This window comes from Galactobacter valiniphilus (genome assembly GCF_003575975.1).
In the GTDB taxonomy this organism is placed as follows: Bacteria; Actinomycetota; Actinomycetes; order Actinomycetales; family Micrococcaceae; genus Galactobacter; species Galactobacter valiniphilus.
In genome coordinates this window covers 1-11,982 of the sequence record NZ_QQXK01000028.1, presented here as the reverse complement: position 1 = coordinate 11,982, position 11,982 = coordinate 1, and the positions used below count along the sequence as shown (strand labels likewise).

General features: G+C 70.0%; 14 protein-coding genes. 3 read left to right on the top strand and 11 right to left on the bottom strand.

Annotated features, from left to right (window positions below; genetic code table 11):
• The first annotated feature begins 50 nt into the window (after positions 1-50).
• On the top strand, positions 51-497 hold the full coding sequence (locus DWB68_RS12755; RefSeq protein ID WP_119425508.1) for a DoxX family protein: 447 nt from the start codon (positions 51-53) through the stop codon (positions 495-497).
• A 4-nt stretch (positions 498-501) separates the two neighbouring features.
• Here the strand turns inward: DWB68_RS12755 and DWB68_RS12750 are convergent, their stop codons facing one another.
• The 10 genes from DWB68_RS12750 to DWB68_RS12710 all read right to left on the bottom strand — a co-directional run bounded on the left by DWB68_RS12750 (position 502) and on the right by DWB68_RS12710 (position 9,827).
• Positions 502-1,611, bottom strand: coding sequence for a fatty acid desaturase family protein (locus DWB68_RS12750; protein ID WP_119425507.1), 1,110 nt, complete (start codon positions 1,609-1,611; stop codon positions 502-504).
• A gap of 96 nt (positions 1,612-1,707) precedes the next feature.
• Positions 1,708-1,911, bottom strand: a complete 204-nt coding sequence (locus tag DWB68_RS12745) for a cold-shock protein (RefSeq protein WP_119425506.1) — start codon at positions 1,909-1,911, stop codon at positions 1,708-1,710.
• 464 nt (positions 1,912-2,375) lie between these two features.
• Positions 2,376-2,942 (bottom strand): hypothetical protein, encoded by a 567-nt coding sequence (locus DWB68_RS12740; RefSeq protein WP_119425505.1) that lies wholly within the window; start codon positions 2,940-2,942, stop codon positions 2,376-2,378.
• Between the two features lie 2 nt (positions 2,943-2,944).
• Positions 2,945-4,324: a replicative DNA helicase gene (gene dnaB / locus DWB68_RS12735; protein WP_119425543.1), complete on the bottom strand. Its 1,380-nt coding sequence runs from the start codon at positions 4,322-4,324 to the stop codon at positions 2,945-2,947.
• 684 nt (positions 4,325-5,008) lie between these two features.
• Entirely contained in the window at positions 5,009-6,184 is a 1,176-nt protein-coding gene (locus DWB68_RS12730; protein WP_119425504.1) for a zinc-binding dehydrogenase, read from the bottom strand.
• Positions 6,181-7,035, bottom strand: coding sequence for a phosphonate ABC transporter, permease protein PhnE (gene phnE, locus DWB68_RS12725; RefSeq protein ID WP_119425503.1), 855 nt, complete (start codon positions 7,033-7,035; stop codon positions 6,181-6,183). The genes DWB68_RS12730 and phnE overlap by 4 nt, the downstream gene beginning before the upstream one ends.
• 6 nt (positions 7,036-7,041) lie before the next feature.
• The gene (locus tag DWB68_RS12720; protein WP_119425502.1) at positions 7,042-7,839 is read right to left on the bottom strand and encodes a phosphonate ABC transporter ATP-binding protein; all 798 of its coding nucleotides are present in this window, start codon (positions 7,837-7,839) and stop codon (positions 7,042-7,044) included.
• Positions 7,839-8,498, bottom strand: coding sequence for a phosphate/phosphite/phosphonate ABC transporter substrate-binding protein (phnD, locus tag DWB68_RS12715; RefSeq protein WP_233548808.1), 660 nt, complete (start codon positions 8,496-8,498; stop codon positions 7,839-7,841). Before phnD ends, DWB68_RS12720 begins: the two co-directional genes overlap by 1 nt.
• A 9-nt stretch (positions 8,499-8,507) precedes the next feature.
• Positions 8,508-8,786, bottom strand: a complete 279-nt coding sequence (locus tag DWB68_RS16820) for a hypothetical protein (RefSeq protein ID WP_233548806.1) — start codon at positions 8,784-8,786, stop codon at positions 8,508-8,510.
• 159 nt (positions 8,787-8,945) lie between these two features.
• Entirely contained in the window at positions 8,946-9,827 is an 882-nt protein-coding gene (locus tag DWB68_RS12710) for an FAD-dependent oxidoreductase (RefSeq protein ID WP_119425501.1), read from the bottom strand.
• A 178-nt stretch (positions 9,828-10,005) separates the two neighbouring features.
• Between DWB68_RS12710 and DWB68_RS12705 the strand changes: the two genes are divergently transcribed.
• Positions 10,006-10,764 carry a GntR family transcriptional regulator gene (locus DWB68_RS12705; RefSeq protein WP_119425500.1) on the top strand — a complete coding sequence of 253 codons (759 nt, stop codon included), beginning with the start codon at positions 10,006-10,008 and terminating at the stop codon, positions 10,762-10,764.
• Positions 10,761-11,450, top strand: coding sequence for a phosphonatase-like hydrolase (locus DWB68_RS12700; protein WP_119425499.1), 690 nt, complete (start codon positions 10,761-10,763; stop codon positions 11,448-11,450). The genes DWB68_RS12705 and DWB68_RS12700 overlap by 4 nt, the downstream gene beginning before the upstream one ends.
• Positions 11,451-11,610: 160 nt before the next feature.
• Here the strand turns inward: DWB68_RS12700 and DWB68_RS12695 are convergent.
• The coding region (locus tag DWB68_RS12695) for a fatty acid desaturase family protein (RefSeq protein ID WP_199700452.1) at positions 11,611-11,982 on the bottom strand (372 nt) is incomplete at its 5' end.

The window sequence follows — 11,982 nt, the reverse complement described above, 5'->3', positions numbered from 1 at the left end:
GGGTGGTGGGGCGGTCGACCGGCCGCGCTTCCCCAAGCCAAGGACACGCCATGAAGCCCACCTCCTGGACCACCGACGTTGCCCTCCTGATCCTCCGCGCCGTCACGGGCGCCCTCATGCTCGCGCACGGTGCGCAGAAGGTCTTCGAGTTCACCCCCGCCGGGACCGGCGCCAGCTTCGAGCAGATGGGCGTGCCGCTCGGCTCCGTCGCCGGGCCCTTCATCGCCTACGCCGAGCTGATCGGCGGGGCCCTGCTGATCCTCGGCCTGGCGACGCGCGTGGTCGCCGCGGTGTTCGTGGCCGACATGCTCGGCGCGCTGTTCATCGTGCACCTGCCGGCCGGTGTGTTTGCCGCCGACGGCGGCTACGAGCTCGTGGCACTCCTGGGCGCGGCCTCGCTCGCGTTGCTTGTGGCGGGCGCCGGGCGCTTCTCGCTCGACGCCGCGCTGATGGCACGGAGGGCCGCGCGTCCGGGCCGCGAGGGCGTCGTCGCCTAGGGGCTCAACCCCGCCCGAAGCGAGAAGCGACGGGGCAATCGAACGGATCGCGTGCGGCGAGCCCCACCCGATTCAGGTAGCGGATGACGATGCCGTACGAGCGAAGGAGCGACGTCTCCGTGTACGGAACGGCATGGGTCGCGCAGTACGTCCGCACCATGCGGCGGGCGGCGGCGAGGTGTGGCCGCGGCATGCTCGGGAACAGGTGATGCTCGATCTGGTAATTGAGCCCGCCCATGAGCACCGTGGCCCACCAGCCGCCGCGGATGTTGCGCGAAGTCCGCACCTGCTTCGAGAAGAAGTCCAGCTTGGCCCCCGGAGCGATGAGCGGCATGCCCTTGTGGTTCGGCGCGAAGGAAGCGCCCATGTAGACGCCGAAGACCGCGAGCTGCACGCCCGCAAACGCCGACGCCATGCCGAGGGGAAGGACCAGGAAGACGGGGACGAACACCACCAGGATTCGCGCGGTGATCATGCCGAGCTCGCTCCAGCGACCCTTCACGGTGCCGCGGCCGACCAGGTGCTTGTAACTCTGCCAGTGAAGGTTCAGCCCCTCCAAGGTCAACAGCGGGAAGAATAGCCAGCCCTGGCGAGCGACAATGAACCTCACCAGCCCCCGCGACGAGGCGGCGTCCTCCGCGCGGAAGGAGATAGTGTCCGGACTGATGTCCGGGTCCTTCCCCACCTTGTTGGGGTTGCCGTGGTGGCGAGAATGCTTGGAATCCCACCAGGAATAGCTCAGCCCGACGACGCTCGCGAGCACGCGGGCGAGGCGATCGTTGCGGGGCCCGCTGCTCAGGATCTGGCGGTGCGCGGCTTCGTGGGCCAGGAAGGCCACCTGGGTGAAGATCAGCCCCAGTCCCACCGCGATCAGCAGCTGGAACCAGGACGAGCCCAAGAGGACAAATCCCGCAACGCTCCCTCCAAACGCCGCCGCAAGCGCAGCCCCGACCCCGATGTAGAACCACGGCGTGCGCTTGAGCAACCCGGCCGCCCGCGCCTGCGCAGAGATCTCGAGGTAGCCGCGCGTGTGCGGGGGAAAGGAGCGCTCATCCGCCAGCTCGGTGATGAACGCGGCGGCGGGGACGCGTAGGTGGCCTGAGGTGGTGGTCATTGCGTGGTCCTTTGGCGTCGTGTGTGCTCAGTGGCTTGCCTGGTACACGACGGGGCCGGGGCAGGATCGTTCCTGCTCCGGCCCCGTCGTCACTGGCTAAGCCGCCTGAATGTTCGCTGCCTGCGGGCCCTTGGGCCCGGCAACCGTCTCAAACTGCACGCGCTGACCCTCGGTCAGGTCGCGGTGGCCGGCCCCGGCGATGGCCGAGTAGTGGGCGAAGAGGTCGGCGGAGCCGTCCTCGGGCGCTATGAAGCCGAAGCCCTTGTCCGAGTTGAACCACTTCACGGTGCCGTACGTCATGTTGTTTTCCTTTGATTCAAAGCCCGCAAAGCGCGGGAGCCCGCACCGATGATCGGTGTGGAACGAGAGTGGACTCCGCGAGTCCCCCTACAGGGGAGCCGGAGGTGAGAAAGGCGGAGTCGTTGACGTCCGCGTGCCCCGCTTGTGCAAGCGGTGGAAGGTCTCGGCGGCCGCTATCGGGCGCCGGCATGATCCCTGACGATGCAGGGAAATGAAAAGAAAACGAAAATCATCCGATTCGTTGCGTGCAGCTTGTTCGTGGCCTGCACTAAACCTCGGCGAGCGGCATCAATGCCCATCCCGCCGCGACCGCGACGTGGTCGCGATGCGTCCGTGTTCGCCCTGGGGCGGGTACGCGGTTCTACCAACACTACGGCAAGGGGCCCCGGATGTCGATGCGGCGGCGTCCCACGTGGGCATGCTCACGCTGGACGCCACGGCCGTGCGGCCGACCACATGGAGCCTCAGGCGGGCAGGAACCAACCGGCCAGGCTGACGACAATCCCCACGAGTGAACCCGCCGCGACCTGGGCCGGGGTGTGGTGGGAGAGCTTGACGCGCGACCAACACACGAGCGCCAGGCCCGCGGCCGCCGCGTGGGCGCCGACCACGTCACCCGCGCCGGCCGTGAAGAAGACGAAGGCGGCGACGGCGGCATGGATGGAGATCTTCCATCCCAGCGTGACCAGACCCGTCACCAGGAGACCCGCCAAGACGAGCAGTACCTGTCGCACCATGGCAGAGGGCGCTCCGGTCCAGGCCAGCAGGCCGAGGCCAACCACGATGAGAACCAGACAGAACAACAACAGCGGCCAGCGCTGCTCGCGGCGGGTCACATGGAGGTCACTCACGCGACCCTTCCAGCGCGCCCAGAGCAGGGCCAGCCAGGGCTGACCCGTGGTGAAGAGCAACGCAAGCGAGGCGTACCCCCACCCGACTCCGGGCACCCGCAGAGGCAGACCCAGGAGCAGGAGACTGACGAGCAAGGCTGGCGGCGCAAGGTGACTGACCAGGCCAGCGAGCCGTTCCACCCCTAGATCCCGCCGGGCTCCCCGCCCGCGTACCCGCCGCCGTCGAAGTCGCCGCCGGCCATGTTGTTGAAGCGCGAGTAGTGGCCCTGGAAGGCCACGACGATGGTCTTGGTGGGGCCGTTACGGTGCTTGGCGACGATGACGTCGGCCTCGCCGGCGCGCGGGGATTCCTTGTCGTAGATGTCCTCGCGGTGCAGCAGGATGACCATATCGGCGTCCTGCTCGATGGAGCCCGATTCGCGCAGATCCGAGACCTGCGGGCGCTTATCGGTGCGCTGCTCGGAACCACGGTTCAGCTGCGACAGCGCGATCACGGGGACCTCGAGCTCCTTGGCCATGAGCTTCAGGGCGCGGGAGAACTCGGAGACCTCTTGCTGGCGGGACTCGACCTTCTTGCCCGAGCTCATGAGCTGCAGGTAGTCGAGCACGATGAGCTTGAGGTCGTGCTTCTGCTTCAGGCGGCGGGCCTTGGCGCGGATCTCCATGAGCGACATGTTGGGGCTGTCGTCGATGAAGAGCGGGGCGTCGTTCAGATTGCCCATGGTGTTGGCGATCTTGGCCCACTGCTCGTCCTTGACGTTTCCCTTGCGCAGGTCCTGCAGGCCGATGGACGCCTCCGCTGAAAGCAGGCGCATCGCGATCTCGTTGCGCCCCATTTCCAGGGAGAAGAAGACGGTCGTCATGTGGTGCTTGATCGCCGCGGAGCGGGCGATGTCCAGCGCAAACGTGGACTTACCGACGGCCGGGCGGGCCGCGACGACGATCATCTGGCCGCCCTGCAAGCCCTGCGTCAGCTCGTCGAACTCGTAGAAGCCCGTGGGCACGCCGGTGATGCCCTCGGTGCGCGAGGAGGCGGACTCGATCTCGTCCACCGTGCCCTCGATGATGTCCTTCAGCGCCACGTAGTCCTCGCCGCCGCGGCGGTCGGCGACCTTCATGACCTCGGCCTGGGCCTCGTTCACGATCGCGTCCACCTCGCCGTCCTGCGAGTAGCCCATCTGCACGATGCGCGTGCCGGCGTCCACGAGGCGGCGCAGCACGGCGCGCTCGCGCACGATCTCCGCGTAGAAACCGGCGTTGGCCGCGGTGGGCACGGACTGGATCAGCTCGTGCAGGTACGCGGCGCCGCCGATGCGCTGGATGTCGCCGCGCTTGGTCAGCTCGTCCGCGACGGTCACGGCGTCGGCGGGCTCGCCGCGGCCGTAGAGATCGATGATGGCCTCGTAGACCATCTCGTGGCTTGGGCGGTAGAAGTCGACGCCGCGCAGCACCTCGACGCAGTCGGCGATCGCGTCCTTGGAGAGCATCATGCCGCCGAGCACCGACTGCTCCGCGACCAGGTCCTGCGGGGGCGTGCGGGATCCGCGATCGGACGGAGCCATCTGCTCCTCGTAGTCCTGGATGCTCACGCCGTACCGCTCCTCAGCTCGCTTCCCCGCGCCCAGGATGCCGGAGGGAGCCGACAGAAAGCTGGGATGCGCGGGGCGCCCCGCGTACACGGGGGACCACGCCACCGTAGGCCCGTCAGCGCCCGGCGGCAAACAAGTTATCCACAGGGTGTGTGAGTTGCATGTGCATAAGCGCCGACTCCACGGGGGACAACTGTGGACAAGGTGGGGACAGAGCGGTGCATGACTTTGTTCAGATCCCAAACTTCGTTGATTTGGCGCGGATTTATGGGTGTGGACAGCTGGGGACAAGAAGAAAGTTGTCCCCAGCCATTCGGAGTTGCGAAGGGCTTGACGCGCATGGCCTCCGCATGGGTGGGGTACTTATCCACAGTTTTCGCGGCTTCTCCACAGACACGCCGGTGGGCGGGTCGGCTCGGTGTGGAACCGGTCTCACCGTTAAGTGCCCGACGTCGCGTGGCGGCCTCCAGCGTGAGGCGAGCCTCACGCTCGGGTGACGCCCCGCCGTCGTGCGTTGCGGCACCCGGCGTTGTGCCCGGCTCCGCGCCTCAAACCCTGCACACCCCACGCGAAACGGCCGGATCGCTTCAAAACTGCGCGAAGGTTGCGGCTGTTCTGAAGCGATCCGGCAGTTCGGGCGCGCGGCCGGCCCGCGGGCTACGGCCGCACCGCCACCCGCGCCCAGCGACCGCCCTTCGCAGCTGCGAGCGCCGCGTCCAGCTCGGCGAGCGCGAAGGCGGGCGACACCGCCCGCGTGAACGCCGCCGACAAGGCGGCATCGGCCCCGACCCACTCGAGGAAGTCCACGGCGCCCAGCAGGTCCTCGGCGCCGTAGTTGTGCGAGCCCACCACGGTGAGCATCCGGCGCACGATCACCGCCGGATCCAGGATCACCGTGGTGGCTCCCTCGGAGACCGAGCCGATGAGCGCCACGCGCGCCCCGACCTCGGCTACGGCCACGGCCTGCTCCACGCCGCTCGGGTGGCCGGAGAGTTCCAGCACCACAGACGCACCGCGCGCAGCGGCCGCGGAGGCCAGCTCCGACGGAGCGCACACCCGGTCCGCCCCGAACTCGAGCGCCGACGCCCGCCGAGCGGCGTCCACGTCCACCGCGACGACCGAGGCGGCGCCGAGCCAGCGCGCGTACGCCACGGCCGTCAGTCCCAGCAGCCCGCAGCCGACCACCACCACGACGTCGCCAGGGCCCAGGCCCGCGCGCCGCGCGGCCCCGGCCACGGTCGCCGTGGCACAGTTCGCCGGCGCCACAAGCTCGACGGGAAGCTCCTCCGCGACGCGGACCAGCGTGGTCCCGGCCAGCAGGTGCACGTGCGTGCCGAGCCCGCCGTTGAGCCGCCAACGCTCGGTCACCGCCTCGTGCCCGTACTTCAGCAGCGAGCGGCACTTCTGCTCCAGCCCGCCTCGGCAGCGATCGCACTGCCCGCACGAGGCCGCGACGGTCCACGTCACCCGGTCGCCCACGGCGATCGGCGGGGCGCAGGCGCTCACGGTGCCGGGCACCCCGATGCCCGACGCCGCCGTGCCCGACCCCGCGCCCGGCCCGCCGGGGCGGGCGGAAGGCGCGTCCATCGCCACCACGCGCCCCACCGCCTCGTGCCCCAGGACGGATCGCAGCGGCGTCGAGCGGTGCCCGGCCAGCGTGTGCAAGTCCGAGCCGCACAGCGTCGCGAGCTCCACCTGCACCAGCGCCTCCCCCGGCCCCAACGCCGGGAGCGGCTCCCGCACCAGGCGGAAGCCGCTCCCGTCGTAGAGCTGGGCCGCTGCCTCGCCCCCGCCCAGGCCGGCGGCGGAGGGGGAAAGCAGCCCGGCGCTCATGCGTTGAGTCGTTTGCGGATCATGCCGGAGACCACGTCCACCACGATCACGAGGATCAGGACCATGAAGATGTAGGTCATCATCTGGTCGAACTTGAAGAGCGAGATCGACTGGTTGATGAGGAAGCCGATGCCGCCGGCGCCCACGAGGCCCAGGACCAGCGAGGAGCGCACGTTCACGTCGAAGCGGTACAGCAGGAGCCCCGTGAACTGCGGGATGACGCTGGGGATGACCACGTGCGTGGTGATCTGCGCCGAGGAGGCGCCGGCCACGCGCAGGGCCTGGACCGGCCCCTGGTCCATCTCCTCCATGGCCTCGGACCAGAGCTTGGCCATGACGCCCGTGTTGTGCAGGATCAGCGCGAGCACGCCGGCGAAGGGGCCGAGGCCCACGGCGGTCACGAAGATCAGGGCGAAGACGATGTCCGGCACCGCGCGGAAGAAGGACATGATGGCGCGGGCCACCTGGTAGACGATCGGATTGCGGCTCGTGGCGCGCGAGCCCAGGACCGCCAGGATCAGCGAGCTCGGGATGGAGAGCGTGGTGCCCATGAGGCCGATCGCGAGGGTCACGCCGCAGGCCTGCAGGCCGGGCAGCACCACGGTCTCCCAGCCCAGGTCCATGGGGAAGGCGTCGGAGAGGAAGCCGACCATGCCCTGCCAGCCGGCGGCGAGCTGCGTCAGCGAGAACTCGGTGGTGTTCCAGCCCCACACGTGGGCGGCCACGAGCGCACCGATGACGATCAGCGCCGTGACGGTGGAGCCGAGGCCGCGGCGCTTGGGCGGCACCGCGAGGCGGCGCTCGGAGGACGGGACGACCGGCAGCGAGCCGGGGAGCGTGTTCAGTGACATCGGGGATCAGCCTCGGTCGGGGGCGTAGAGCTCGCCGAGCATCTGCTCGGTCAGCTGGGACGGCGGGCAGGAGAAGGAGAGCTGGCCGCGGATCAGGCCCACGGCGCGGTCGGCCCAGCGGCGGGCCAGATCGGGCTGGTGCAGCACGGCGGCGACGGCCATGTGGTCGTCATCGGCCAGGGAGCGCAGCAGCTCCATGACCTGCTCGGCCGCGGCGGGATCCAACGCGGAGACGGGCTCGTCGGCGAGCAGCACGGGGGCGCGCTGGCACAGGGCGCGGGCGATCGCCACGCGCTGCTGCTGGCCGCCGGAGAGGCTTCCAGCGCGGTCGTGGGCGCGATCGGCGAGGCCAACGCGGTCGAGGCACGCCATGGCCTCCTCGCGCAGCTCCTTGGGGAACGCCGAGCGGATCCACGAGCGGGAGTAGGGAAGGTGCCCCAGGGCGCCGGAGCAGACGTTGTCCAGCACGGTGGAGCGCTTGACGAGGTGGATCTGCTGGAAGACCATCGCCGCGTCGTGGTGCTTGCGGCCAGCGTGGCCGTCCACGCGATGGCCGGCCACCTCGACGGCGCCGCCGTCGATGTCGGCCAGGCCCACCACGCACTTGAGCACGGTTGACTTGCCGGAGCCGTTGGCCCCGAGCAGCGCGATGAGCTCTCCCACCTTGTCCTCGAGGTTCACGCCGTCGAGGACGGTGCGCTCCCCGTAGGTCTTGCGCAGGCCGGTGATGGCGAGCGCGGTGGCGGCGTCGTTGCCCTGGGACGGGCCGGACAGGCGGGGCGTGGTGGGCGTGGCCAATGACATCAGGCGTCCTTCGAGGTCAGGCCCATGGTCTTCGCCAGGTCGGCGAGGGGCTGGTAGTCGTTCTCGGTGACCTCGATGAGCTGTCCGGCCGGCTCAACATCGAGGAACTTCGCGGCCTCGGCGACGGCCTCGGCTGGGAGGTTGGCCAGGGTCTTCTTCACGGCGTCCTGGAACTCCTGCGGGGCGTTGCCCGCCACGGTGATCGGGTCGTTCGGGATGGGCTCGGAGGTCCAGATCTGGCGGAACTGGGACTGATCGAACTGGCCCTCGGCGGTGGAGGTGGCCAGCTGCTGGGAGTTGATCTCCGCGGCGTCGACCTTGCCGTTCTTGAGCGCGAGGAGGGCCTCGGGGTGGCCGCCGGCGTACTGGATCTTGAGGTCTGAGTCCTGCATGCCCTCCTTGCGGATGGCGTAGCGCGGCAGGGCATCGCCGGAGGTGGAGCCGGGCTCCGAGAGGGCAAGCGACTTGCCCTTCAGGTCGGCGATGGACTGGATCGGGGAGTCCTTGGGGACCCAGATGCCGCCCGTGTAGGCGGAGAGCTTGCCGTCGGAGGTGCCGAAGGAGACGAGCGCCTTGGCACCGGCCTCCTGCTGGGCGAACACGTAGCCGAGCGGGCCGAACTGGCCGAACTGGCCGAGCTCCATCTGACCGTTCTTCATGGCCAGGACCTATGCGGCGTAGTTGTCCACCACGGTCACCTCGACCTTGCAGTTCAGTTCCTTGCCGAGCGCATCGGCGATGGTGCGGTAGGCGGGCTCCAGCTTGCTCGGATCCTCGAAGGGCTCCACGCCGAAGCGGATGTTGCCGTTGGGGCAGGTGACCGAGTCGCCGGCGGCCGCGGAGGTGCCGGTGGCGTTGGCTCCGCCGCCGCAGCCCGTGAGGGCGAGGGAGAGGATCGCGGCGGAGGTCAGGCCCGTGACGAGGGCGGGGCGGCGCGAAAGGCGCATGGCGTTCTCCTGGGTGAGGAAGGGCAGGGCTGCCCGGGGTGGGTTGTCGACGACGGGGACGGCTGGGATGTCGGTGCCCGACGGCGGGTGGGAGCGTGGCGTGCCTCGCGGCACCTCCCGCTTCACGCGCCGCAGGCGCGCGGGAGGTGGTGCGCGCCTTTAGGCGAGGGCCGCGACGGGGGCGTGCGCGGCGTCGTCGTGCGTGGTCTTCAGGTCCGGCTGGACCGATCCGGCGGCCGCGGCGGGCCAGCTGAGCCCGTCGAGGACGTCCGGCGCGAGGCCGAAGCTCGGGGTCATGCCGATGCCGCTCGTCACGGAGACGACGCGGACGGCGGGGTGCGGGGAGGCGATGAGGAAGTCGGTGGAGGCCGAGTGCGCGTAGACGCCGCGCCAGCGGCGGCGGACCTCGAGGTCCTGGCCGAAGAGCTCCTTGGCCTCGCGCAGGAGCAGCTCGGCGAGGCGCTCGTCGTCGAAGGGCGAGGTGGAGTCCTCGTCCACGTGGGTGTCGCCGAGGACCAGGGATCCCTCGGGGCGCTGGGTCAGCATGAGGTTCATGGCGATCTCCAGCAGTTCGGGGGTGCTGGCCTGAATGCGTTCCTTGACGTCGCGCGCGGCGGGCGTGGCGGCGAGGCCGCCGTAGCGCAGCATCGACAGGCCGGTGAGGAACGCGGGGCCGAGGTCCTCCTTGACGGGAGGGGCGACCTCGAGCATCTGCAGGCGGCAGCGTGTCAGGTCGATCTCCTTGGCGAGGGCCGGGAAGAGGCGGTCGACGTCGTGGCCCACGGCGTGGACCACGCGGGCGCCCGTGACGTCGCCGCGGTTGGTGGAGACGGTGACGCTAGAGCCGTCCGCGGCGGGGGTGATGGCCGTGACGTGGGTGCCGAAGCGGACGTCGGCGCCGGGCTGGCCCGCGATCCACGCGGCGAGCGCGGGGATGGCCTCGCGGGGGTCCACGTGCAGGTCGAGCGGAAGGTGGGCGGCGGCGCAGGGCCTCGGCGGCGTGGGCCAGGCCGACGATGCCGGCTCCGACGACGATGAGATCGGGGGTGGTGGTGCTGTTCACGGCATCGAGATTTCCGCCTGGAGACGGGGCTTCGCAAGCCAAAACGGTACTTGTCTGGACAAGTTCACCGAGGGTTCACGGGCCTTGTTTCGAGTTCACCTGGCGTCCACCTGAATCACCCTCAACTTGTCTGTTCACGTGGTTAGGGTGGGCGCCATGACCACTCCCCTGCACGTGCGCATCGCGGACGAACTGCGAGCACAGATCGTCTCCGGCGCCCTGCCCGTGGGCACCGCACTGCCCTCCGAGGCGCGCCTCACCGAGCGCTTCGACGCCTCCCGCGGCACGGTCCGCACGGCGCTGGCCGCGTTGCAGCATGAGGGGCTCATCGACCGCGGCCAGGGCCGCCCGCCCGTGGTGCGCGAGTCGGCGGCGCCACAGTCCTTCGAGTCGTTCATGTCCTTCACGGCGTGGGCGCAGCGCGAGGGCCACGCGGCCGGCCAGCGAACCATCGAGATCGCGCGCCGTCCCGCGTGCGGGCCCGCCGCCGAGGCCCTGGGCCTGGCCGAGGGCACGCCCGTCATCGAGGTGCTGCGCCTGCGCACCCTGGACGGCCGGCCCGCCATGCTTGAACGCTCCGCCTTCCCCGAAGACGTGGGGCGGCTGCTCTTCGAGTTCGATCCGGACGCGAGCTCCATCTACGCGCACCTCCTGAGCCGCGGCATCCCGCTGCATTCGGCGCGCCATGTGATCGACGCCGTGGGCGCCGACGAGGTGGACGCCGAGCAGCTCGAGGTGCCGGTCGGCTCGCCGCTGCTGCGCGAGCGCCGCCGCGTCCTCTCCCCCGACGGCGTCCCGCTCGAATACGGCGAGGACCGCTATCGCCCCGACCGCGTGACGTTCTCTATCAACAACGTCCTCTCCCCCACCCCGGGCTCCACGCCCGAACCCCGCATCCTCAAGGAGCCATCATGAGCACCGCGTACGACCTCGCCAGCCTGGACATGGCCGGCACCACGATCGACGAGAACGAGCTCGTCTACCGGGTGCTGGAGTCCACGGTGGCGAGCGCCGCGGACACCGCCATCCCGGCCGAGCTGCTCGGCCGCTGGAAGGGCACGAGCAAGTGGGAGGCCATCCAGGGCCTCCTGGCCGGGCTGGGCCGTCCGTCCACGGTTCCGGAGGTGGACGCCGTGTTCGAGCGCTTCTCCGCCGACCTCATCACCGCCTACCGCGAGACCCCGCCCACCCCCATGCCCGGCGTGTTGGACCTCTTCGCCGATCTGCGCGGGCGCGGCATCAAGGTGGCGCTGCAGACGGGCTATTCGGCGCCCATCGCCGCTGCCATCTTTGAGGGCCTCGGCTGGAGCGTGGGCTCCGGCGAGCAGCACACCGTCGACGCGCTGGTCACCTCGGACCTCGTGGCGGCCTCCCGCCCCGCGCCGTACCTGATCTTCCACACCATGGAGGCCACGGGCGTGCGCCGCGTCGACCGCGTCCTCGCCGCGGGCGACACCCCCAACGACCTCGGAGCGGCCGACGCCGCCGGCGCCCGCTTCAAGGTGGGCGTGACCTCGGGCGCGTTCACCGAGGAGCAGCTGCGCAAGGCGCCGCACACGCACATCCTGGGCGGGGTCGCGGGCATCGCGAAGCTCGCCTAAGGCGCGCGGCGCGGGCCACGGAGGTGCAGTTGGGCATCGTCTTCGTCCGACCCAGTTCCCGGATGTGGACCCGCACTCCGCCGGCCGACATCAGCGTGGGGCCTCACTTTTTCGTGTTGCTGATGGGTAGCCCACGATCACTGCGCCCCGTCAGCCGATGTCAGCGACGTCCGAACTGCGCGGCCACGGGACAGTCGAAGGGGTCTCGAGCACCCAGGCCGACGCGGTTGAGGTACCGAATGACGATCCGGTAGGACTCTCCGAGGGAGGTTTCGGTATAAGGGACTGCATGCCTGGTGCAGTAGTCCTGAACGATGATCCTGGCCCGCGCCAGGTGAGGGCGCGGCATACTGGGGAAGAGATGATGCTCGATCTGGTAGTTGAGTCCTCCCATGAGCCAAGTGGCCCACCAGCCGCCTCTGATGTTGCGGGAAGTGCGCACCTGCTTGCTGAAGAAGTCGAGCTTGGCAGAGGCCGCGATCACGGGCATGCCCTTGTGGTTGGGCGCGAACGATGCGCCCATGTAGACGCC

Bases quoted from the DNA above. Each gene is read 5' to 3' on its own strand.
- DWB68_RS12755 (WP_119425508.1), top strand. From the start codon at position 51: ATGAAGCCCACCTCCTGGACCACCGACGTTGCCCTCCTGATCCTCCGC.
- DWB68_RS12750 (WP_119425507.1), bottom strand. From the start codon at position 1,611: ATGACCACCACCTCAGGCCACCTACGCGTCCCCGCCGCCGCGTTCATC.
- DWB68_RS12745 (WP_119425506.1), bottom strand. From the start codon at position 1,911: ATGACGTACGGCACCGTGAAGTGGTTCAACTCGGACAAGGGCTTCGGC.
- dnaB (WP_119425543.1), bottom strand. From the start codon at position 4,324: ATGGCTCCGTCCGATCGCGGATCCCGCACGCCCCCGCAGGACCTGGTC.
- DWB68_RS12730 (WP_119425504.1), bottom strand. From the start codon at position 6,184: ATGAGCGCCGGGCTGCTTTCCCCCTCCGCCGCCGGCCTGGGCGGGGGC.
- phnE (WP_119425503.1), bottom strand. From the start codon at position 7,035: ATGTCACTGAACACGCTCCCCGGCTCGCTGCCGGTCGTCCCGTCCTCC.
- DWB68_RS12720 (WP_119425502.1), bottom strand. From the start codon at position 7,839: ATGTCATTGGCCACGCCCACCACGCCCCGCCTGTCCGGCCCGTCCCAG.
- phnD (WP_233548808.1), bottom strand. From the start codon at position 8,498: ATGAAGAACGGTCAGATGGAGCTCGGCCAGTTCGGCCAGTTCGGCCCG.
- DWB68_RS16820 (WP_233548806.1), bottom strand. From the start codon at position 8,786: ATGCGCCTTTCGCGCCGCCCCGCCCTCGTCACGGGCCTGACCTCCGCC.
- DWB68_RS12705 (WP_119425500.1), top strand. From the start codon at position 10,006: ATGACCACTCCCCTGCACGTGCGCATCGCGGACGAACTGCGAGCACAG.
- DWB68_RS12700 (WP_119425499.1), top strand. From the start codon at position 10,761: ATGAGCACCGCGTACGACCTCGCCAGCCTGGACATGGCCGGCACCACG.